Here is a 22,172-nt window from a genome sequence, read left to right on the forward strand (position 1 = left end):
CGCTCATGGTCGCCGTGGCTGTCGAGCACCGTTCCGTTCAACCGGCGCGGCGCAGTCGGGAACGCGGCCCCGGGCAGGGCCGCGCTCGTGGGGAGCATCGTAGCACCGCCTGGGACGGCGTGTCAAGACGGGGCGCCTTGCCTGGGGCGCCGGAGCGTCGTACAATGCTTGCGACGGACCTTCCACGAGCTGGCCGTCATCAGGGCACGGCGGCGACGACAGAGGGGACCGGCGTATGCCAGAGAACACAGCGGAGAAGCCGCTCGATTTCGTGCGGGCCATAGTCGAGGAGGACAATCGGACCGGCCGCTACGACGGCCGCGTCCACACGCGTTTCCCTCCCGAGCCGAACGGCTATCTGCACATCGGGCACGCGAAGGCCATCAACCTGAACTACTCGATCGCCGAGGAGTACGGCGGCCTCTTCAACCTGCGCTTCGACGACACGAACCCCATGGCGGAGGAGGAGGAGTTCGTCGAGTCGATACAGGCCGACGTCCGGTGGTTGGGGTTCGACTGGGAGGACAGGCTCTACTTCGCGTCCGACTACTTCGGGCAGCTCTACGAGTACGCACGCGAGCTCATCAGGCTGGGCAAGGCATACGTCTGTGATCTGACGCCCGAGGAGACAGCCGAGTACCGCGGAACGATCCACGAACCCGGGCGTCCCAGCCCCTACCGTGACCGGAGCGTCGATGAGAACCTCGACCTTCTCGAACGGATGAAGAACGGTGAGTTCGATGACGGTTCGCGCACACTCCGGGCGCGCATCGATATGACGTCGCCGAACATGCTCCTTCGCGATCCTGTCATCTACCGCATTCTCCACGTGGCGCATCACAGGACCGGCGACGAGTGGGCCATCTACCCGATGTACGACTTCGCCCATCCGCTCTCGGACTCCATCGAGGGGATCACCCACTCGAACTGCTCCATCGAGTTCGAGAGCCACAGGCCGCTCTACGACTGGTATCTCGACCAGCTCGGCGTGCACCATCCGAGGCAGACCGAGTTTGCCCGCCTCAATCTCACGAAGACGGTCCTCTCCAAGCGGCGACTGCGGAAGCTGGTCGAGCAGGGCTACGTCGAGGGGTGGGACGACCCGCGCATGCCGACCATCGCGGGACTCAGGAGGAGAGGCTATACGCCGGAAGCGATTCGTGAGTTCCTGGACCGCGTGGGGGTCGCGAAGACGCCGACGACCATAGAGATAGAGCTTCTCGAACACTGTCTCAGAGACGACCTCAACAGGCAAGCGAACCGGGTGATGGCCGTGCTCGACCCTGTCCGTGTGGTGATCGACAACTACCCCGAGGGACGGACCGAGGAGGTCGAGGCCGTCAACAACCCGGAGGACTCCGCGGCCGGCACACGGATGCTGCCTTTCTCCGGGACGGTGCTCATCGAGCGACGCGACTTCATGGAGGACCCTCCGAAGAAGTTCTTCAGGCTCGCGCCAGGACGCGAGGTGCGTTTGAAGCATGCCTATCTCGTTACCTGCACGGATGTCGTCAGGAACGGGGAGGGCTGCATCGAGGAGATCCACTGCACGTACGATCCCGAGTCGAGAGGCGGTGACGCGCCCGACGGGCGACGCGTGCGCGGGACGCTGCACTGGGTCAGCGAGCAGCACTCGCTCGAGGCGGAGGTCAGGCTCTACGACCACCTGCTGGTCGAGCCCGAGGACGGGACGGACGTCGACGTCACTGAGCTCGTGAACCCCGAGTCGCTCGTCGTCAGAAGCTGCGCCCGCGTCGAGCCGTCGCTCGGGGACGCCGTCCCGGGCGTTCCCTACCAGTTTCTCCGACTGGGGTACTTCACACGGGACGATCAGGGCGGGTTCGTCTTCAACCGCTCCGTTGCGCTCCGAGACACATGGGCGAAGATCGTCAGGGCGCGGAAGAAGAGCTGATCCGCGCCGGTGCGCTGCGTCTTCCGATCCCGGGAGACCCGCCACGGGACGGAAGCCTGCGCCCGTGCGGTCCCGCCTGCATGTTCCAGTGGCACGAATCTTGCCTTTTTCCGCCGCCGGCTGGCGTGTTCACAGGCGACGGGAGAGTCCATGCGCGATCTCATCCGAGCGGCCCGTGACAGGGACCCGGCGGCGCGCGGCCTGTCGGGTCTGATCGAGGTCGTCCTCTCGTATCCGGGCTTCCATGCGGTCCTGCTGCACCGCGCGGCTCACGCGCTGTGGCGGTGGAGACTGTGCCTCTGTGCCCGCGCGGTCTCCCAGTTCGCCCGGTGGCTGACAGGTATCGAGATCCACCCGGGGGCGGAGATCGGTCGCGGCTTCTTCATCGACCACGGGATGGCGGTCGTCATCGGCGAGACGACGGTGATCGGCGACAGCGTCACGCTCTACCAGGGCGTCACGCTGGGCGGTTCCGGGAAGGAGACCGGAAAGCGGCATCCAACGCTGCACGATAACGTCGTCGTCGGGGCCGGGGCCTCTGTTCTCGGGAACATAGCGGTCGGCCGCGACGTCCGGATCGGGGCCGGATCGGTCGTCGTCAAGGACGTCCCGGACCACTGCACGGTCGTCGGCGTCCCCGCGCGCGTGGTCCGTCACAAGGGTGAGCGCGTCGCGCAGCACCCCCTCGATCACGCAGAGATGCCCGACCCGGTTCAGCAGAAGATGAACGAGCTCGAGCGGCGGCTGCAGGAGTTGGAGATCCGGCTGGACGACGGTCAGTCCTCTTGACAGTTCGTGGATCACGCACTAGGCTCTGCTCTGTGTCCGGAAACGGTTTCCACAGGCGCCCCTCCGGATCGCCGAAGCCACTTCATGGCATGCACGCCGCGCGAGGGCGACACGCCATCACGCCCGCCCCGGTCGCCGGGGGCCTGCTCGCGCCGCGGGATCGTCCGATACCGACCGGAGCGACTGCCGGTCGTTAAGCGTCACTGGACCTTCACCCCATTCATACTCGCCGCTTGCACGGCGGTCCGTTCTCGTACTCGGGGGGGCAGCATGAGGTGGGCATCGCTCATCACGGGACTCATTCTCGCGGCAGCCGTCGCGGCCGGTGCGCAGACCGATGGCGCGACACCCGAACCGCCGGACACGGCCGAGGTCGGCCGGGAGGCGCGCGCCGACACGGCGACCGTTCCCGCGCCGTCGGACAGCGTGTCGGCGGACGCGGGAGAGGGGGCGGAACCGGCGCCCGACGACGCCCCGGCCGGCGCCGGGCTCCGCGTGCTCCGAGCGTACGTCTGCAAGGGTATCGAGGAGAGCGAGCCGGCCGAGGCGGGCCGGAGCTTCCTCTCGCCGGACGACGGGCTTCTGAGGCTCTGCTGCTTCAGCGAGATCGCCGCGACGGCGACCGACACCGTTCTGCACGTCTGGTACTGGGGCGACAGGGAGATGGCCCGTGTGCCGCTCGAGGTCAGGGGCCCCCGTTGGAGGACCTGGAGCTCGAAGCGCATCATCGAGGCGTGGCGCGGCGACTGGCGTGTCGATATAACGGACCGCGGGGGAGACGTGCTTGAGCGGCTCGACTTCTCGATCGAGTAGCGCCTGCCCGTGCGAGCCGCCTCGTACGGTGCTGACGCGCCCGGCGTTCCTGGGGACGCCGGGCGTTTCTGTGTCGTGCCCGGGCCGCTCGGCTCCCCGTCGTCAGGCGTCGGCCGGGCACGAAGCCGCCCATCCACTTCTGACTTGACATGCATATATTCAGATTCTATAATATTCTTAGTTTTGCATACTCAACGAGACACTGGAGGTTCTAAGGTGGCCGGCTCGAAGCGGGCGGCGGGTGAGCGGCGTCAGCCGGACGATCCGGAGCGGACGGAGCGAGCGGCCGAGGTTCTGCGGGCGCTGGCGCATCCTGTGCGCGTCGAGATCGTGCGACTGCTCGGTGAAGGCGAACTCTGCGTCAAGAGGATCGAGGAGATCCTCGGCGTGCCGCAGCCGTCCGTGTCACAACACCTGGCGCGGTTGAAGTACGCCGGTGTCATCGAGTCGGAGCGGCGGGGGCATCTGGTCTGCTACCGACTCAGAAACACGGGCGCAGCCGACGCGGTCGATGCCGTGGTCAATGAGGAGTGAGTGCTGCGTGAGAGGAGAACCCCGAGTGGGGGAAGGGAGAGGCACATGGATTCGACGAACGCCGTGAACGTGACAGAGGCGACATTCGAGAACGAGGTCACGAAGTCGGACACGCTGGTGCTGGCCGACTTCTGGGCTCCGTGGTGTGGTCCGTGCCGCATCGTCGGCCCGATCCTTGAGGAGGTCGCCGGCGAGAACGAGGGGAAGGTCAAGGTCGTCAAGATCAACGTCGACGACAATCCGGGGCTCGCTCAGCGGTTCGGCATCCGCGGAATCCCCACGATGATCTTCTTCAAGGACGGCGAACAGAAGGACATGATGGTCGGAGCGGCCATGAAGGAGAAGATCCAGGAGAAGATCGACGCGCTGCTCGAGTAGATTCCCGAGGAAGGAGTGACCGGATGAGACGAAGCACGTTGCTCGTTGCCGCGATGCTCGTGGCCGTCGCGGCGTTCAGTCTGCCGATGGCCGGGTGCGGCACGACGGAGGAGACGCCCGGGACCGAGGAGACGAGCCGGGAGCCGGCAACGCCCGGGACCGGAGAGAACGACGATGTGACCGGAACGGCAGTCGGACAGTTCCCGCCCGAGTTCGAGCTTCCCGATCTCGACGACAACACCGTGACCCTGGCCGACTACGAGGGCGACGTCGTGATCATCGACCTCTGGGCGACGTGGTGCCCGCCGTGCCGCGAGGAGATCCCGTTCCTTATTGAGCTCTACGAGGAGCACAGGAACGACGGGCTCGTCGTGATCGGAATCGGACTCGACCAGGGCGGAGCGGATGTGCTTCGGCCGTTCGCGGAGAAGCATGACATCTCCTATCCGATCCTCGTCGGCGGACGTGAGATATCGAGGACCTACAGGGCCTCGAGCATCCCGACAACGTACATCATCGGTCGGGACGGCAGGATCGCGGCGCGCCACGTCGGTTTCCATCCATCGATGAAGGCGGAGATGCGCGAGATGGTCGAGGGGCTGCTCAAGCCTGTTGAGGCATAGGAGACCTGGGGGGTCCGTGTGAAGTGGAGCGGCATCCTCGTCCCGCTGGGCTTCGTCGCGCTGTGGATCATCCTGCAGCTCGTCGTGCTGCCCCGGCTGGGCGTGTCGACGTGACTCAGCCCGTCGTGCGGGCCCGCGGAGCGGGCCGAGTCGGAGGCTGAGGGGAACGATGAGGAGAGCGGCCTGTGAGCGGTTCGCGCGTCACGGTGCGCAAGTCCGCCGGCGAGCTGACGATCGAAGGGCCGGGTGGGGTGGAACGCTTCAGCGTGAGCATCGGCTCGAACCCCGACCTCGCGGACAAGCTCGAGGTGGGAGACTGCAGGACGCCCGAGGGCGAGTTCCCGATCGTCTCGATCGAGGACTCCAGTGAGTGGGAGCATGAGGGCCGGCGGTCGTACGGGCGGTACTTCCTCCGGCTCTTGTGTCCCCCCTGGGAGGGCATCGGCATCCACGGCACCGACGAACCGGAGCGCCTCGGGACCCCCGCGTCGCGCGGCTGTATCCGCATGTCGGACGAAGGGCTCGCCCGCCTCGTCGAGCTCGTCGAGATCGGGACGATCGTGCGCATTGTCCCTTAGCGGGAGTGGACCGCCCCACAGCAAACAGGTTGACACGACCATGTGGCGGCGGGTACGATTCGCACTGCCTCGGTCGGCGCGCCGCGCCGGCCCATTCACGACCACAACGAGATCCTGGAGCTTCGATGTCGACGGGCCAGTTCGTCGCCGTCGCCGGCAACATCGGCGTGGGGAAGACCCACCTCACCACGCTCCTGGCTAACCATCTGGGCTGGCGCGCGTACTACGAGCCGGTCATCGATAACCCGTATCTCGACGACTTCTACGCCGACATGAGGCGGTGGTCGTTCCACCTGCAGGTCTACTTCCTTTCCCAGCGTTTCGAGATCCATCGCGCGATGCTCAGGACGCCCGGCCCGTGCATCCAGGACCGGACGATCTACGAGGACAAGGAGATCTTCGCCGAGACGCTGCACCGACGGGGACTGATGTCGGATCGCGACTATTCGAACTACCGGGCCCTCTTCGACGCCATGACGAGCTTCCTGCGCGCGCCCGATCTCGTCGTCTACCTCAGAGCGGATGTCGGCACGCTCGTCGACAGGATCTGCTCGAGGGGGCGGGACTGCGAGCGCGAGATCTCGCCGGACTACCTGGCGGAGCTCAACGATGCGTACGAGGCATGGTCCGAGAGGGCCGGCAGTCAGACGAGTGTGCTGGCCATCGAGACCGACGGGCTCGATCTGGTGACTGACGAGCAGGCCATCAGGGACGTCCTGGAAGAGATCGTGGGCAGACTGGGGGTGGCCTCGGGGGGATCTCAGGCCGAGGACGTGCGGGAACGGGTCGTGGCTGCCTGAAGTCGCGGTCCCGGGTCCGAATCCCACGCACATGAGCAACGTCCTGTTCCCCTGTGCGCTCGCCGCACGGGCGGGCCGGGAGAACCGTATCCCGGCGAACGAGGTTCGCGCGGCCGCACGCCGTAAGTACGGCATATTCTTGACGTTTGGGCATCGTGGTGGTATAATGAGCGTGAGAACAGGGGGGCCCATGAAGAGCAGGAGACGCGCCGTCCTTGCGACGGTTCTGGCGCTTGGTCTCGTGTTCGCGTGGACGTCTGTATCGTATTCCGACGACCGCGTGGCACCAGACTTCACACTCCCCAGCATCACCGGGGAGGATCTACAGCTTTCGGAGCTTCTTGAGGAAGGCCCGGTCATCGTGGACTTCTGGGCCACGTGGTGCAAGCCGTGCATCAAGGCCTTCCCGGAGCTTCAGTCGATCCTTGACAACTACACACACTGCGGTCTGAGGGTCGTCGCAGTCTCGATCGACGGTCCTCGTTCGAGCTCGAAGGTCCCTTCGTTCATAAAGTCGAAGGGGTTCACCTTCGACGTGGTGCTCGATCCCGGACAGAAGGTGGCGCGGAAGTACCACGTGACCTCTGTACCGCGGACGGTCCTGGTCGGACAGAACGGCCGGGAGATCTTCGCCTACACGGGCTACCGGCCGTCGCACCACAGGAAGATGGAGGAGGCGCTCGAGGAGCTTTTCCCGGAGGGCTGCGAGGAGCCGGAGGATGAAACGGCCGAGACGGCGGAGGATGCCGGTGAGTAGATACGCCACGATTCTCGCCGCGGCGCTCGCGCTGGCTCTGCCGCGGGCCGTCCCGGCCGACGAGATCTACGCGACGGGCGTCGTCACCTCCGAGTACGGCTATCACACCGAGGCGGAGGCGTCGCTCTTCGATGCCAGGGTCGAGCTCGACCTCGAGACCGGACCGGTCCGTCTGGGCTTCGTCCATCGCTTCTATGAGCCGAGCGACGAGGCGTATCCCGGCGCGCTCGACGTGCCGGGTTCCGAGTTCCGCCAGCGCTTCGCCGAGTTCACGAAGGACTCGTTCAGCGTGCGCGCGGGCGACTTCTTCGCCACGTTCGGGAACGGACTGACGCTCCGGAGCTACGAGGAGGTCGAGCTGGAGCACGACACCTCGCTCGACGGCGCGCTCGTCGAGATGGACCGGGGCAGCTTCTCGTTCCAGGGGCTCGCCGGGACGACCGAGGAGACGGTGACGGCCTCGCGCGTTCGCGAGCACGTCGTCAGGGGTCTGAGGCTCAGCACGAACGTGGCCGGGAAGCTCGACATCGCGGCCAGCGCGGTCGGCAGGTCGTCGGAGCTTCAGGATGACGAGCAGGAACTGCCCGACGAGGTCGCCCATTTCGAGGACCGGACGCTGGGAGTCGAGACATCGGCATGGCTTGGTCCCGTGTCGTTCGCGGCCGAGTACGTCGGCCGCTCGGGCGAGAACCCATACGCGGAGACCGGTGACGTCGAGGGACACGGGACGTATCTCGCGACCACCGTCAACCTGCCGTGGGCGACGCTCTTCGGCGAGTACAAGGACTACTCCGAGCTCGGCCACTATCTGATCAACCCGCCGACCTGCGTGCGGGAGCACCTCTGGACGCTGATGAACCGCGTGACCTACGAGATCGACCTCGAGGACGAACGCGGGTTTCTCGGCGAGATCAGCGCTCCGGTCGGGGACGCGCTCTACGTGACGGGCGGGGCCTCCGAGGCGCGCAGCCAGGACGGCGACCTGAGTCACTGGGAGATCTTCGGGCACGTCGACCACGCGTTCTCCGGCAGCATCTACGGCTCGTTCGCTGGCTCGTGGTCAAGGGAGTACCTGGGAAACGAGTATAACGACTTCACGGAGCACATGTCGGGCGCGGCCGAGCTGGTGCTCGTGCCGGCGTCGGGGCAGCCCGTGGAGCTGGTCGTCGAAGGACAACTGACCGAGGAGTTCTACGGGAGCGAGCACACTGATTACCTGTTCTCCTTCACGACCTATCCCGGTGACGGGATGACGTTCAGCGTCCTGGCCGAGACGACCGACGACGAGACGAGCGAGCGTACCGTGTGGACCTCCTTCGAGGTGCGGCGGCAGATCGTCAGGGACATCGAGGCGTCCTTCATGATGGGAACCGAGAGGGGCGGAAAGAAGTGCACCGGCGGGATCTGCTACAACGAGCCGGAGTTCGAGGGCGTTCGGGTCAGACTGACCGGGTTCTTCTAGGAGGGGTCGTGCCGAACACGCTCCGGACAACTCTCAGACGGGCCCTCGCGGTCGCGGCGCTCGCGGCCGTCGGCACAGCACTCGGCGGCGGCTGCGACTGGTTCGACGATCCGATCGAGCCGAACCTCACGCCCGAGACGTCAATGACGACCTGTCCGTCCCAGGTCGACGCCGGGACCTCGGTCACGCTGTCGTGGACTGGGACCGACGTCGACGGCAGCGTGGTCGCCTACGCGTGGGCGTTCGACGACACGATCGACGGATACACGACGGAGACGACTGCCGTCTTCGACTCCGTGGATGCGGGGGCCCACACGTTCGAGGTCGCGGCGGTCGACGACGACGGCGACACCGACCCGTCGCCCGCGGTCTGCTCGTTCGTCGCGATCGACGAGGAGGAGAACCTCCCGCCCGAGACCGAGATGATCACGTGTCCAGGAACGGTGTCGGTCGGAGACGACGTGACGCTCCGTTGGTCCGGCAGCGATCTGGACGGAACGGTCGTCTCGTACCGTTGGACGCTGGACGGATCGGACGAGACGACGACGACCGACACGACGCTCGTCGTATCGGACGTCACGGAGGGCGGACATACCTTCAGCGTCGCGGCCGTCGATGACGACGGCGACGCCGACGGTACGCCCGCGACCTGCTCGTTCACCGCCACGGCGGCCGGGGAGCCGGTTCCGCGGATCGTGCTGGTCGAGCTCTTCACGACGCACTCGTGCGCGAACTGCCCGAACGCCGAGGAAGGGCTCCACATGATGCTCAGCGAGTACGGATCCGACAGCCTCTGCGTCGTGGCCTACCACGACCTGGGGCCTCCGATCGGGCCGGACGTGCTGGCCACGCAGGAGATGATGGACAGGATCGACTGGTACACCGACATCCACGGGTTCGAGGACCTGCATCCGCTGGCCCTCTTCGACGGGGACTTCTCGCGGCCGGTCCCGGGCGCGTTGAGTCCGGAGGCTGCCGCCGAGGACTACCGTACGGAGATCGAGGTCAGCCGGAAGGTCCCGTCCGCTCTGTCGGTCGACCTGAGCGGGTCGCTGGACGGAGCGCGGGCGAGCGTGACGGTCCGGGTGCGCGCGCACGACGACCCCGGCGCCGGCGACCTGGTGCTCCGGACCGTGGTCGTCGAGGACGAGGTGCAATCGCAGGGGCGGGTGTTCGACTTCGTCGCCCGTGACCTTCTCCCGGACGAGCCTCTGACGATGACCGCAGTGGGTGATTCGGCCGTGGTGACCAGGTCGTTCGACGTGGGCCCCGGCTGGAACATGGACCATATCGATGTGATCGCGTTCGTCCAGGACGACACGACGCAGGAGGTCATACAGGCCGGGCGACTCGCGACCGGCATGTAGATACGACGACGACCGAAGAGAGTCAGCAAAGGGAAGAAGGAACACTGTCTCCACAGAGCGCACGGCGACAGGGGCCTCAGACAGTAGGAGTGAAATCGCCGCGAAAGGAGAGCAGCATGATGAAGCGAACGGCGATCGTGGCAGTGCTCTGCGCCGTACTGGTGGGAGTCTCAGTGAACGGGGTCGCGGCAGACCGCGTCGTCCTCGCCGAGATGTTCGGCGGGACGTGGTGCGGATACTGCCCCGACTCGTCAGGCGCCCTTCAGATCCTCAGGGGCGAGTTCAGGGACGACCAGTTCCTGGCCATTTACAATCACGTGGGCGGCGCCGACCCGTGGCGCACGTCCGAGTCCGAGAGCCGCGCCAGCTGGTACAGCGTCGGCGGCGTCCCGCACGTCGAGTTCGACGGGGTCACCGACGTTGTCGGCTCGTACGGGTCGCCCGAGGCGACGGCCGACGCCTTCCGGCCGATCGTCAACAGCCGTCTGGGCGTCTCGGCTCCGCTGACGATCGAGGCCGTCGGCATCATCGGGTCGTCGGCCGGCTGGGTCGACGCCACCATCAAGGCGACCGAGTCGATCTCCCACACCGATCTCAGGGCGCAGTTCGTCCTCATCGAGAACGGGATGAGCTACGGCGGGAAGGACTACGACTTCACGGCCCGTGATTACCTGCCGGTCGAGAGTCTCTCGCTCTCCTCGCCCGGCGACTCCGTGGTGGTCAACAGGAACTTCACCATCGATCCGACCTGGGACCACACGAACATGGAGCTCGTCGTCTTCGTCGAGCGGACGACGGTCAAGCAGATCGTCAACGCCGGACTCATGACGAACCCCTATCAGTTCGACTTCGAGACGGAGGTCTACGCGGCCGAGGTGCCGCTGATGGGCGGCAGCGTCTTCACGACCGTTCTCAGGAACACAGGAACGGTGACCGACACCATCACGGTCAACATCGAGAACGTCGAGATCCCCGACGGCGTCTCCTCGTTCGATTGGTTCGCGACCTACTGCGACGAGGAAGGTCTGTGCTACTTCGGCGAGCATGACTTCGTTCTGGCGCCTGGAGAGTTCGAGACGCTCGACGTGCACATGGACGACTACAATGGATCGGTCCCCGGCATGGCGGTCACTCGCCTCTTCGGCACCAGCGCCGGCGACACGACGGCGCTCGAGGAGGAGTACTACGCGACCTTCGTCGGCATGCCTTCCATCCTGGTCGTCGAGGACGACGGCGACGACACATACGGGACGTACATGAAGTCCGCTCTCGACAGCGTCGGATACGCCGGACACCTGTGGGACGCCCACACACTTGGGCGCCCGGGTGCGGACCGGCTGGCGTCGTACTGGGCCGTCCTGTGGACGACCGGCAACGGCGACGCCACCGACATCACGGCAGACGACGAGTCGGATCTCATGAGCTTCCTCGACGACGGCGGCAACCTGTTCCTCGCCAGCATGAACTACCTGTCGTCGCGCGCCGCAACGAACACCTTCATCACCGACTACCTGAATGTCAGCTCGTGGACGGACGATGCCGGCGGCTTCGTGATGACGGGCGTGAGCGGCGACATCATCTCCGACGGCATGTCGCTCGGGCTTCTGGGCGGGGACTTCGCCCCGGGCGCGACCGACAAGTTCGTCATCTCCTCGCCGGCGGATTCGATCTTCTACGCCTCCAACGGCGTGCGCGGACTCAAGGTCGATGACGGCTACAAGGCCGTCTTCACCTCGTTCCCCTTCGAACTCGTGAAGACGACGACGGCCGACCCCGACAACCAGATGACGCTCATCGACCGCATCCTCACCTGGTTCCAGATGACGGGTGTCGACGATGTGATCCCGGGCGTGCAGAGGCTGTCGCTCGGCCAGAACTACCCGAACCCCTTCAACCCGGTGACGACCATCGAGTTCTCGGTGCCCGCGAGCGCGGAGCGCGTTGAGCTCGAGGTCTACAATGTGGCCGGAAGACTGGTCCGGACGCTCGTCGACGGCGAGCTCGAGGCCGGACCGCACAGGGTCATCTGGGACGGCACGGACGGGAACGGGAAGAGCTGCTCCTCCGGCATCTACTTCACCAGACTGACGGCCGGACGGGAGACGAAGACCGGGAAGATGACGCTTCTCAAGTAGCGCCGCTTCGGAGCACACTGCATCCCGGGCGCCCTGAAACGACGGGCGCCCGGGTGCCTTCCGGGGGGACGCACAGCTGAAAGGGCACGTTCGATGCGACACGATTCGCGACTCCTGAGCCTTGTGCTCGCAGCGATCCTCGCCGTCACGCTTCAGGCCGCCGCCTATCCGAGGGACGATGCGGCTGTCGTCGAGATCGACGTCCATTCAAGGGCGGAGATCCACCATCTCAACGAGCTCGGCATGGACATCATGAACGTGCGGGACGGCGTTGCCGAGATCGCCGCCGTGCCCTCGGAGATCGACGTGCTGCGAGCCAACGGCTACATCCCGCGCATCGTCATGGAGCGCATGATCGACGGCGTGGCCTCGCTGCGTCTCGAGGACCGTGGGGAGTACCACAGCTACACCGAGCTGACGAACGACATGGCGGCGTGGGCTTCGGCCTATCCGAACATCACCGAGCTCGTCTCCATCGGTCAGAGCGTCCTCGGCCGCGAGCTCTGGGCGATGAAGATCACCGACAACCCGGCCATCGAGGAGTTCGAGCCGGAGATCCAGTGGATCGGGGCGCACCACGGCGACGAGACGATCAGTGTCGAAGTGTGCTACTACATGATCGACCACCTTCTCGAGAACTACGGTACAGACCCCCAGGTCACGTGGCTCGTCGACGAACGCGAGATCTGGATCATCCCGATGTTCAACCCCGACGGCCACACGAGCGGCTCCCGATACAACGGGAACGGCGAGGACCTCAACAGGGGCTACCTCTGTCCGTGCGGCTGCAACGCCGGCTCGGCCATGGCCCAGCCCGAGCACCAGGCGCTCGAGGCGTTCAACGAGCGGATGAACCCCGTGACGTCGCTCACGTTCCACTCGGGCGCGGTCTACGTCAACTACCTGTGGGACTACACGTATTCGGCCACGCCCGATGAGGCGATGCTCATCACGCTCTCCGAGGGCTACAGCTCGTACACGGGCCTCCCTGTGACGAACGGCGCCGACTGGTACATCGTCCACGGGAGCTGTCAGGACTGGTGCTACGACCAGCGCGGTGAGATCGACACGACCATCGAGGTCTCGACGACCAAGGACCCGCCCCAGTCTTCGATCGATCCGATCGTGTCGGACAACATCCCGGCGATGCTCTATCAGGCGCGGAAGTCGGGGAAGGGCATCCGGGGGCTTGTGACAGACGGCGAGACCGGCGAGCCGCTGTATGCGACGATCTCGATCCCCGAGATCGGAAAGGACGTCTACACGGACCCGGACGTCGGCGACTACCACCGCATGGTCGAGTCGGGTACCTACACGGTTGTCTGTGAGGTCGAGGGATACCCCACCGAGACGGTCTACAACGTCTCGGCGAACCTCGACACGTTCGTCGTCGTCAACTTCGCCATGGAGCCTCCGCCCCGCGGCACGGTCGCGGGCTACGTCACCGACGAGCTCATGAACCCGATCGAGGCGACCGTCGAGGTCACCGACCTGACGGGCTACTCGGCCTCGTCGGACCCGGCGACCGGGTACTACGAGATCCCCTACATCCCGGCAGGCACGCACACGGTCCGGGCGAGCGCTCCGGGCTTCAGGACCGAGGAGCGGACCGGCGTCGAGGTTGTCGACAACACGACCTCGACGGAGAGCTTCGCGCTCGTCGCGCCGGTCTTCTACGACGACTTCGAGAGCGGGCTTTCGGGCTGGAACGGCTCGTGGGCGACGACCACCTCCGAGGCCATGAGTCCGACCCACTCGATGACCGACAGCCCGGGCGGCCAGTACGGCAACAACGACTACACCGTGACCACACTGGCCAGCCCGGTCGATCTGACCGGTCATGCCGAGGCGGCGCTCGTCTTCTGGCACCGGTACGACACCGAGGCCGGATACGACATCTGCTACGTGGAGGTGAGTTCGGACGGCGGTTCGAGCTGGACGCAGGTCGGTTCGTACGACGGCCTGCAGAACGACTGGGTCGAGGAAGAGATCGACGTCTCTTCCTGGGCGGGGACGAGTCAGTTCCTCGTCAGGTTCACGCTGGACTCGGACGGCTGGATCACGGACGACGGATGGTACGTCGACGACGTCCAGGTCTTCGGCGACCAGACGCTCTCGGGCATCGATGAGGAGATCGTCCGGGCCCCGCGCGTGGCCAACTACCCGAACCCGTTCAACCCGGTGACCTCCGTGACCTACTCGGTACCGTCGCCCGGAAGCGTGACACTCGGGATCTACGACGTCTCGGGGCGGCTCGTCCGGACGCTGGTCGACGGAGCCGTCGAGGTCGCGGGCGAGCACAGCGCGACGTGGAACGGGACGGACGAGGGCGGCCGCTCGGTCGCCGGCGGCGTCTACTTCGCCCGTCTCGTGACCGACGCGGGGGAGGCCTCCTCGAAGCTCGTGCTGCTCAAGTAGTTTTCGGAACGGTTCTGGCATTCTCAAGCGGGGCGGCTCATCGAGCCGCCCCGCCGGTGTCTGTGGACCGCCCTTGACACGCGGCGAGGGGCGGTGACATTATCGCGCCCGTTGCGGAGACGGCGACTCGAAGAGGAAGGGACGCTTACTCTCGGTGAAGCGACGCAGGGTTCTGAGCATCCTGATCGCGCTGGTCGTCTGTGCGGGCATCATGCTGGCGCCGACGCCGTCCGGCCTCACGCGCGAGGGACAGAACGCGATCGCCATCTTCGGGCTCTGTTTCGTTCTGTGGGTAGGGAACGCACTTCCCCTCTCCGTCACGAGTCTCTTCGCCATCGTCCTGCTCCCGACGCTCCGCGTGCTCCCGGCGTCGCGGTCGTTCGCCCTCTTCGGCAGCCCAGTCGTCTTCTTCATCCTCGGGGCCTTCATCCTGGCCGCGGCCATGATGCGGTCGGGTCTCTCGACGAGGCTGGCGCTCGCCTTCCTCAGACGTTTCGGTGGCAGTCCAGGCCAGCTGCTGGCCGGCGTCGTCTTCTCGGGCGGCTTCCTGGCCTTCTGGATGCCGTCGCACGCGGTCGCCGCGCTCCTGTTCCCGATCGTCCTCGAGATCGTCCACGCTCTTGAACTCCGTCCGATGCGGAGCGGCTACGGCCGCGCCCTGCTTCTCGCGCTCGCGTGGGGGGCCGTGATCGGCGGCGTCGCCACCTTCCTCGGCGGCGCCAGGAACCCGCTCGCGCTCGGCATCCTCCAGGAGCACTACGGGCAGTCGATCGGTTTCCTCGAGTGGATGATCGCCGTGGCCCCGTTCGCCGTGGCCCTCATGGGAGTCGGCTACCTCGTGCTCTCCAGGGGATGCAGGATCGAGATCGACGACGTCTCGGAAGCCAGGCGGGCGCTCGACAGAAAGGCCACTGAGCTCGGGCCGCTGACGGCCAGGGAGAAGGGCGTCGCGACGATCATGGTCCTGACGATCGGCGCGTGGATCGTAGCCGGTCAGAACATGGGACTGGCCTCCATCTCTCTGCTCGCCGCTGTCTCGCTCTTCGTCTTCAACCTGATCGACTGGCAGAGCGTCGAGGAGTACGTCAACTGGGGCGTCATCCTGATGTACGGGGGTGCCATCGCGATCGCGACCGCGCTCCACGAGTCCGGCGGCGCGGCGTGGATCGCGCAGGTAGCCGTCCAGCGCCTCTCGGGTCTGCCGCCCTTTGCGATGTTCATGGTCTTCGCGGTCGCCGCCATCTTCCTGACCGAGGCCATCAGCAACGTCGCCGCCGTCGCACTCTTTCTTCCCATCGCCTTCGGGATCGCCGAGGGGAGCGGTCTCGCGCCGGTCCCGGTCGTCTTCGCCGTGGCGGTCCCCGCCGGTCTGGCGTTCGCGCTGCCGATGGGGACTCCGCCCAACGCGATCGCCTACTCGGCCGGCTACTACAGACTGAGGGACTCAGTGATTCTCGGAGCCGTCCTCAAGCTGGCCGCGCTCGCACTCCTGGCGCTCGCGGTGAAGGTCTACTGGCCGCTTCTCGGCATCGACATCTAGGAGGAGGCCGTCGTGAAACGAATGCTGCTGCTGCTCTCGCCCGCGCGCGTCTCGCCGGTCTGCGTCGAGGAGGCTCTCGAGGAGGCGTCGACGTCCGACGCCGAGCTCGTCGCGTACTTCATTCTCGACACGACCATCAGCGAGGACCTCAGGAAGCGGATCCACGATACGGGGTTCCTCGGCGGCGCTCCGAGCGACGACTTCATGAAGGCGATGCGCCGGGAACACGAGCTTCAGGGGAGGGAGCAGCTGGAGCGCATCGGCGAGCGCGCCTCCGAGCTGGGGATACCCTACCGATCGGAGTTCGTCATCGGCGACTTCCTGACGAGTTCGCTGGCGGCCGCCGACCGCGAGCATCCGGAGGCCATCTTCGTTTCGCGACGCGAACGGACGGCGATCGCCCGTCTGGTGGAGGGGTCCGCCGTCAGGGAACTCGAGGCGAGCGCCCCGTGCGAGGTTCTCGTGCACGACGAGGACAACGGTCTGGAGTGACGCCGCCCGGGAACGTGAAAACGCCGCCCGGTTCTCGGCGCGTTTCTGCGCGCCTTGGGCCGGGCGGCGCCGTTCTGCCGAGCCTCGGTGGAATCGTCTAGCGCTTCTCCGAGCGGAGTCGCTCGAGCTCCTGCTCGAACGCGGCTCTGAGCCGCGGCCTTTCGGACAGCTCGATCGCCTTCTCCATCTCACGGATCGCCTCGTCGATGCGCCCGGTCTCCGCCAGGAGACTCGAGAGATTGGCGCGCGGAGACGGTGACTTCGGCGAGACGATGATCTCCTTCCGGAGCTCCTGCTCGGCCCGCTCCAGATCCCCCATGCGGTAGTAGGCCTGCGCGAGCCGCGTGTGTGCGTGCTCGACCCTCTGGTCGCCGGTCAGCGCCGCACGGAGAGCCTGGATGGCCTCGGGGTAGCGCTCCTGCGAGAGGTAGATGTCCGCGAGCCGCGACTGCGCGAGGCTGTTCCTCGGGTTGATAGCGATGGTCCGCTCGAGGTACTCGAGCTCCTGTTCGAGGTCACCCGTATCGAGATAGGTGAGCGCCAGCGTGTAGGCCGCGTCTGCGCTCGACGGATCGAGTTCGAGCGCCTTCTCGAGCGCCTCGATCGCGGCGTCCGGATTGCTCTGGAGCTTGAGCGTCTGCCCGAGCCCGACGTGGGCCGAGGCGTTCTCAGGATCGATCTCGATGGCCCTGCGGAAGACGCGGGCCGCCTCCGCCAGGCGGTCGAGCCGCATGTAGGCCGTTCCCAGGCTGACGTAGGCCGGACCGTATTCCGGATCGGCCTCGATGGCCTCCCTGAACGCCTCGACGGCCCCCTCGAAGTCGCCCGCACGGAACATCTCGATCCCCCGGGAGAGCCGTCGCTGTTGCTCGGGCGAGAGACTCTCGTCGACCATCTCGAAGGTGCCGGAGGACCTCGTGACCTGCGCGAACGAGGTGTCATCGAGCTCGGATCTGAGGACCGGCAGGTCGGCCAGCCCGAGCGCCTGGAACGACACGAGAAGCGCGGCGCCGACGACCAGCAGGGCGGGCGCGAGAAGCTGCTTTCTGAGCGTCACCGTAAGCACGAAGCCCGCGGCTCCGGCGATGAGGCCCGCGATGAGAATGGAGGTCCGACCGAGCAGAGCTCCCGGAAGCGCACAGGCGATCAGGACGCAAGACGCCGCTATCCAGCTCGTGGCCGGGCTCTTGAGGGAGCCGAGGTTCCATCCGAAGCCGTACGACTTCGGGTCCTCCCAGAGACCCCGGGAGAGTGCGACGAGTGCCCCCGAGACAAGCGTGACGACGACCAGCGTCCTCGGCGTCCAGAGCGCGGCGGCGCCGCCCGCGTAGCCGCCGTATCCGAGAAGGAACGCGAAGAAGAGAGCGCTGGCTATCATGAGCTCCGCCAGCGGCGTGAACCGGCGGAGTTCGAAGGGCGGCGCGTAGTAGAAGTAGAAGATCGACAGCACACCGAGCACATAGGTGAGCGCGACGTAGCTCACCGAGAGCGCGAAGAGCGTCGACAATGAGAAGAGGAAGACCGAGGCGATGAGACGCCGTCCCCGTTCGGGGTTGCCCGCGGGCGTCGCCGTCAGCCGTCGGAGAGAGGAGACCGTCAGTCCGGCCGAGCAGGACGCCGCCAGAAGCCCGATGATCGAGATGGCATCGAACGGATGCGAGATCGCCAGCAGCCCCTCGCTCTGCATCAGAAGTCTGGCTCCGAAAGCCAGGCCCGCGAAAGTGACGAGCGGCATCGAGACGGCGTGCACGAGGTCGAGCTCGCGGACGTCGGCCGCGAACCGCCCGGCGTCGTGGAGCCTGTACCAGAGGATGAGCACCGGTGTCACGACGAACAGGTCGACGAGCGAGTTCGAAAGGTCGGAGAGCGCGAACGGCGTCACGTTCGCGAAGGCCCGGTGGATGTCGGCCCGGGCGAAGAACAGCTGGTAGACGTTCTCGATGTCGCCGCCGAACAGGTTGACCAGGGCCAGTGTGATCGGCGGGAGGGCGAAGAAGAAGAACATCGTCACGTAGATGACGAAGAACGACAGCACGCTCCGGAGGACGTTCCGCGTCTTGAGAAAGACGTACCAGGCGCCGAGCAGGCAGCCGAGCGCTGCCTCCAGCCGGATGCCGACCGTCGTCCCCTGGAAATCGTGGTAGGTCGGGTTGAGGAGGTTCAGGAACGCCCTGCCGATCGACCCGTCCTTCGGGATCAGATACCCGATGAGTTCGGGGGCATCGCCCGCCGAGGGAACGAGGAGATCGAGCACCGGCGGGAGCAGCGTCAGGAGCCAGGCGAAGAGCATGAGTCGCGTGACCCGCGCGATGCGCTCGCGCGACAGGAGCGCCAGGACGACCGAGAGCGCCAGAAGCGGCGCGATGTAGGCCAGAGGGTAGTGCAGGAAGTAGGAGAGGAAGTAGAGCGTTTTCTGCTGTCCGGAGACCTGCTCGAGGAAGTGCCTCAGGACGATGATCGACGCGAGGAAAAGGAGCCAGCGTCCCAGACCGATCTCGAGGTTCTCGATCCTCGACGAGATGGAGAGGACCCATTCGTTGAGACTCTTCTTCACAGATTCGTCCTCCGGAGTTCGGGCCCGAGCCGCAGGCGCTTCAGCCTACTCGCCGTCGCGGCGACCACGGTCGTACAGGGTCAGATAGATGGCGAACCCGAGGCACGCCATGGAGAACCGCCAGAGCGTCACGGGCGCCAGTCCTTGGGCGAAGCGCCCGCCGGAGAAGTTCACGATGACGCCCAGAATGAAGACGATCGCCGCTACCGCGGCCAGTGCGAACGACACGAAGCGCACGAAGCACCCCCCTGACGGAACCGGGACCACGCGACCTCAGACTTCGAGGGTACGTTCCCTGAATCCGGAGTGTCAAGCCACAAGGGCCGTTCCGCCTTGACCGGCCGGGCGCCACGGCGTAGAATCCGCGTAGGCACGTTACGGCACCCGAAGGAAGAGGATAGTGCAGGCATATGGACGACCGAACGTACGATCGCGAGATGGCCCAGCTCCTCGAGGAAGAGAACGAGAAGCTCGAGCAGCTTCGCGAGCTCGTCGACAGCGCGTGTGAGGAGATCCGGGGAGGTCGGCTCGACCGCCAGGAGGCGACGGTGCTCGCCCAGCGTGTTCGCAGGGAGGCCCGCGCGATCATCCCCGATCTGATGGACAAGTTCGACCTCATCTACAAGAGCCGCTTCGAGCGTCTCATCTCCCAGTACATCGACGAGGCCCGGAAGACCTCCGGTTCCTGACCGTCTCGCACTCCCGTTCAAGGCCCGGATCCGCCGAGGGTCCGGGCGGTTCTGCGGCTGCGCGCAGCGGGCGAAACGTTTTGACCGAAGCCCGTGCCCTGTGGTACCTTGCGGGACCTGAACGTCCCGAGTCGGGGTCCGTTCCAGAGGAGCATCTGTGGCAATGGGGGAACGGTGACGATCGCAGTGCTGGCCAGCGGCAGTTCGGGGAACGCCATGGTCGTCTCTTCCGACGGCGTGAACCTCGTCATCGACGCCGGCGTCTCCGCGCGCCGTCTGGCGGGCGGTCTTCGGGAGCTGTCGATCGGGGAGGACGAGGTTTCGGCGGTGCTCGTCACGCACGAGCATCACGATCACGTCTGTGGGTTGGGCCCCGTGTCGAGACGTCTCGCTTCTCCGGTCGTCGCGACGCGCGGCACCCACGGCGCCGTGCGCTCGAGGCTCGGAGACGGCGGTATCGGCGTCACGATCTCCCCAGGCGACACCCTGACGCTGGGCGGTCTCGAGGTCACCGCCTTCGCGACCAGCCACGACTGCGCGGAGCCCGTTGGGTATGCGATCACCGACGGCGAGGCGAGCGTCGCCGTCGCGACCGACCTCGGCGTCGTCGACGGGGACGTACGGCGCCACCTGGCGAACGCCGACTGCGTCGTGCTCGAGTCGAACCACGACGAGAAGATGCTCGTCGACGGACGCTACCCCTGGCACCTCAAACGGCGCATCATGGGAAGGCTGGGGCATCTCTCGAACGCGGCCGCGGCCGCCGAGGTGACTGGGCTCACCGGCTCACCCCTCTCGCTTCTCGTTCTTGCGCACCTGTCGAAGGAGAACAACGACCCCGGGCTCGCTGTCGATATCGCGGCTGAGGCGCTCGACGGCGCGGGCCTCTCTGATGTGGAGCTTCACGTCGCCTCCCAGGAGCTGCTTCTCGGACCGCTCGACATCCCGGCCCGGCGTAGCGCCCGCGGGACCGCACCGGAGATGGAGCCATCATGGACAAGATAGCAGTGGTCGGGACCGGGTACGTCGGGCTCGTCGGCGGCGCGGGACTGGCCGACTTCGGCAACACCGTCATCGGCGTCGACCTGGACGAGTCCAAGATCCGGAAGCTGGAGAACGGACAGGTTCCCTTCTACGAGCCCGGACTCGCCGAGGTCGTCACGCGGAACGTCAAGGAGGGACGGCTCTCCTTCACGACCGACTTCGCGTCCGCCGTTGCGGAGTGCGGCATCATCTTCATAGCGGTCGGAACGCCGGAGGGCGAGGACGGCGCCGTCGATCTCTCCCAGGTCGACACGGTCGCCCGCGACATCGGCAGGCACATGACCGGCTACCGCGTCATCGTCCAGAAGAGCACCGTTCCGGTCGGCACGGCCGTCCGTCTACGCCGGATTGTCGAAGAGAACCAGAGGGAGAAGCACCCGTTCGACGTCGTGTCGAACCCGGAGTTCCTGCGCGAGGGCTCGGCCGTCGAGGACTTCATGCGGCCGAACCGTGTGGTCGTCGGCACGGAGAGCGAGAAGGCGCGCGAGATCATGCGGAACATCTACGCGCCGCTCTACCTCATCAAGACGCCGATCGTCGAGACCACGTGCGAGACCGCGGAGCTCATCAAGTACGCCTCGAACGCCTTCCTCGCCACGAAGATCTCGTTCATCAACGAGATGGCGAACCTCTGTGAGAGGGTCGGGGCCGACGTCCAGACGCTGGCCTATGCCATGGGGCTCGACAAGCGCATCGGGCCGAAGTTCCTGCACGCCGGTGCCGGCTACGGCGGGTCGTGTTTTCCCAAGGACACCAAGGCGCTTGTGAAGATCGCCGAGGCCGCCGGTCGGGAGGCGAGCATCGTCGCCGCGGGGATCATAGTCAACGAAGCCCAGAAGCGGCGCATGGTCGACAAGGTCCGTGAGGCGGCCGGCGGGAGCCTCGAGGGAAAGACGGTCGGCCTCCTCGGTCTCGCGTTCAAGCCCAACACGGACGACATGCGGTACGCCGCCTCGGTCGTGCTGGCCGAGGGCGTGCGCGACGAGGGCGGGACCGTCCGGGCGTTCGACCCGGTCGCCGCTGAGAACGCCAGGGACCTCATGCCTTTCATCGAGTACTGCGACGATGCGTACTCGGTCGCGGAGGGCGCGGACGTGCTGGCCCTCGTGACCGAGTGGAACGAGTTCCGGCGGCTGGACATACCGCGGCTGAAGGATCTCATGGCCGCCCCGGTCGTCGTCGACTGCAGGAACGTCTACCATCCGTCCGATTTCGAGGAGCACGGGTTCACCTACGTCGGCGTCGGCCGCGGACGGTCGGAAGCCCAGGGTTCGTAGGGGGGACGAC

At 66.3% G+C, this 22,172-nt stretch carries 20 protein-coding genes; 18 read left to right on the top strand and 2 right to left on the bottom strand.

From position 1 onward, the window contains the following. Nucleotides 1-235: 235 nt before the first annotated feature. From GF405_05560 to GF405_05630, 15 genes are all read left to right on the top strand, one after another. Entirely contained in the window at nt 236-1,912 is a 1,677-nt protein-coding gene (locus GF405_05560) for a glutamine--tRNA ligase/YqeY domain fusion protein (GenBank protein MBD3367623.1), read from the top strand. 150 nt (nt 1,913-2,062) lie between these two features. Beyond that, nucleotides 2,063-2,701 (top strand): serine O-acetyltransferase, encoded by a 639-nt coding sequence (cysE, locus tag GF405_05565; GenBank protein MBD3367624.1) that lies wholly within the window; start codon nt 2,063-2,065, stop codon nt 2,699-2,701. A gap of 270 nt (nt 2,702-2,971) precedes the next feature. Further along, nucleotides 2,972-3,514: a DUF2914 domain-containing protein gene (locus tag GF405_05570; GenBank protein MBD3367625.1), complete on the top strand. Its 543-nt coding sequence runs from the start codon at nt 2,972-2,974 to the stop codon at nt 3,512-3,514. 3 nt (nt 3,515-3,517) lie between these two features. Further along, a complete protein-coding gene (locus tag GF405_05575; protein MBD3367626.1) occupies nt 3,518-4,048 on the top strand; it encodes a metalloregulator ArsR/SmtB family transcription factor in 531 nt (176 codons plus the stop codon). 45 nt (nt 4,049-4,093) lie between these two features. Then, complete coding sequence (gene trxA, locus GF405_05580) at nt 4,094-4,426, top strand: thioredoxin (GenBank protein ID MBD3367627.1); 333 nt, start codon at nt 4,094-4,096, stop codon at nt 4,424-4,426. 23 nt (nt 4,427-4,449) lie between these two features. Then, entirely contained in the window at nt 4,450-5,049 is a 600-nt protein-coding gene (locus GF405_05585; GenBank protein MBD3367628.1) for a redoxin domain-containing protein, read from the top strand. A 185-nt stretch (nt 5,050-5,234) separates the two neighbouring features. Continuing rightward, nucleotides 5,235-5,627: a L,D-transpeptidase family protein gene (locus GF405_05590; GenBank protein ID MBD3367629.1), complete on the top strand. Its 393-nt coding sequence runs from the start codon at nt 5,235-5,237 to the stop codon at nt 5,625-5,627. A gap of 125 nt (nt 5,628-5,752) precedes the next feature. Then, nucleotides 5,753-6,427 (top strand): deoxynucleoside kinase, encoded by a 675-nt coding sequence (locus GF405_05595; GenBank protein MBD3367630.1) that lies wholly within the window; start codon nt 5,753-5,755, stop codon nt 6,425-6,427. Nucleotides 6,428-6,458: 31 nt separating this feature from the next. Then, the gene (locus GF405_05600) at nt 6,459-7,184 is read left to right on the top strand and encodes a redoxin domain-containing protein (GenBank protein MBD3367631.1); all 726 of its coding nucleotides are present in this window, start codon (nt 6,459-6,461) and stop codon (nt 7,182-7,184) included. Continuing rightward, nucleotides 7,177-8,646: a hypothetical protein gene (locus GF405_05605; GenBank protein ID MBD3367632.1), complete on the top strand. Its 1,470-nt coding sequence runs from the start codon at nt 7,177-7,179 to the stop codon at nt 8,644-8,646. The genes GF405_05600 and GF405_05605 overlap by 8 nt, the downstream gene beginning before the upstream one ends. An 8-nt stretch (nt 8,647-8,654) precedes the next feature. Beyond that, nucleotides 8,655-10,013 (top strand): hypothetical protein, encoded by a 1,359-nt coding sequence (locus GF405_05610; GenBank protein ID MBD3367633.1) that lies wholly within the window; start codon nt 8,655-8,657, stop codon nt 10,011-10,013. 116 nt (nt 10,014-10,129) lie between these two features. Continuing rightward, a complete protein-coding gene (locus GF405_05615; protein ID MBD3367634.1) occupies nt 10,130-12,148 on the top strand; it encodes a T9SS type A sorting domain-containing protein in 2,019 nt (672 codons plus the stop codon). 93 nt (nt 12,149-12,241) lie between these two features. After that, entirely contained in the window at nt 12,242-14,566 is a 2,325-nt protein-coding gene (locus tag GF405_05620; protein ID MBD3367635.1) for a T9SS type A sorting domain-containing protein, read from the top strand. 154 nt (nt 14,567-14,720) lie between these two features. Next, entirely contained in the window at nt 14,721-16,106 is a 1,386-nt protein-coding gene (locus GF405_05625) for a DASS family sodium-coupled anion symporter (GenBank protein ID MBD3367636.1), read from the top strand. Between the two features lie 12 nt (nt 16,107-16,118). Beyond that, nucleotides 16,119-16,598 carry a hypothetical protein gene (locus GF405_05630; GenBank protein MBD3367637.1) on the top strand — a complete coding sequence of 160 codons (480 nt, stop codon included), beginning with the start codon at nt 16,119-16,121 and terminating at the stop codon, nt 16,596-16,598. Nucleotides 16,599-16,695: 97 nt separating this feature from the next. Here the strand turns inward: GF405_05630 and GF405_05635 are convergent, their stop codons facing one another. Both GF405_05635 and GF405_05640 read right to left on the bottom strand, forming a co-directional pair. Further along, on the bottom strand, nt 16,696-19,152 hold the full coding sequence (locus GF405_05635; protein MBD3367638.1) for a tetratricopeptide repeat protein: 2,457 nt from the start codon (nt 19,150-19,152) through the stop codon (nt 16,696-16,698). A 45-nt stretch (nt 19,153-19,197) separates the two neighbouring features. Further along, nucleotides 19,198-19,389, bottom strand: a complete 192-nt coding sequence (locus GF405_05640; GenBank protein MBD3367639.1) for a hypothetical protein — start codon at nt 19,387-19,389, stop codon at nt 19,198-19,200. A gap of 173 nt (nt 19,390-19,562) precedes the next feature. On the opposite strand from GF405_05640, the gene GF405_05645 reads away from it, so the two are divergent. From GF405_05645 to GF405_05655, 3 genes are all read left to right on the top strand, one after another. Beyond that, on the top strand, nt 19,563-19,841 hold the full coding sequence (locus GF405_05645; protein MBD3367640.1) for a hypothetical protein: 279 nt from the start codon (nt 19,563-19,565) through the stop codon (nt 19,839-19,841). 174 nt (nt 19,842-20,015) lie between these two features. Further along, the gene (locus GF405_05650) at nt 20,016-20,846 is read left to right on the top strand and encodes an MBL fold metallo-hydrolase (protein MBD3367641.1); all 831 of its coding nucleotides are present in this window, start codon (nt 20,016-20,018) and stop codon (nt 20,844-20,846) included. Continuing rightward, a complete protein-coding gene (locus tag GF405_05655; GenBank protein ID MBD3367642.1) occupies nt 20,834-22,162 on the top strand; it encodes a nucleotide sugar dehydrogenase in 1,329 nt (442 codons plus the stop codon). Before GF405_05650 ends, GF405_05655 begins: the two co-directional genes overlap by 13 nt. Nucleotides 22,163-22,172 lie beyond the last annotated feature (10 nt).

It is taken from the genome of Candidatus Effluviviaceae Genus V sp., from assembly GCA_014728125.1.
Lineage (GTDB): Bacteria > Joyebacterota > Joyebacteria > Joyebacterales > Joyebacteraceae > WJMD01.

Excerpts from the sequence above, each read along its gene's own strand:
- GF405_05560 (MBD3367623.1), top strand. The coding sequence starts at position 236 with ATGCCAGAGAACACAGCGGAGAAGCCGCTCGATTTCGTGCGGGCCATA.
- cysE (MBD3367624.1), top strand. The coding sequence starts at position 2,063 with ATGCGCGATCTCATCCGAGCGGCCCGTGACAGGGACCCGGCGGCGCGC.
- GF405_05570 (MBD3367625.1), top strand. The coding sequence starts at position 2,972 with ATGAGGTGGGCATCGCTCATCACGGGACTCATTCTCGCGGCAGCCGTC.
- trxA (MBD3367627.1), top strand. The coding sequence starts at position 4,094 with ATGGATTCGACGAACGCCGTGAACGTGACAGAGGCGACATTCGAGAAC.
- GF405_05585 (MBD3367628.1), top strand. The coding sequence starts at position 4,450 with ATGAGACGAAGCACGTTGCTCGTTGCCGCGATGCTCGTGGCCGTCGCG.
- GF405_05595 (MBD3367630.1), top strand. The coding sequence starts at position 5,753 with ATGTCGACGGGCCAGTTCGTCGCCGTCGCCGGCAACATCGGCGTGGGG.
- GF405_05600 (MBD3367631.1), top strand. The coding sequence starts at position 6,459 with ATGAGCAACGTCCTGTTCCCCTGTGCGCTCGCCGCACGGGCGGGCCGG.
- GF405_05615 (MBD3367634.1), top strand. The coding sequence starts at position 10,130 with ATGATGAAGCGAACGGCGATCGTGGCAGTGCTCTGCGCCGTACTGGTG.
- GF405_05620 (MBD3367635.1), top strand. The coding sequence starts at position 12,242 with ATGCGACACGATTCGCGACTCCTGAGCCTTGTGCTCGCAGCGATCCTC.
- GF405_05645 (MBD3367640.1), top strand. The coding sequence starts at position 19,563 with ATGGACGACCGAACGTACGATCGCGAGATGGCCCAGCTCCTCGAGGAA.
- GF405_05655 (MBD3367642.1), top strand. The coding sequence starts at position 20,834 with ATGGACAAGATAGCAGTGGTCGGGACCGGGTACGTCGGGCTCGTCGGC.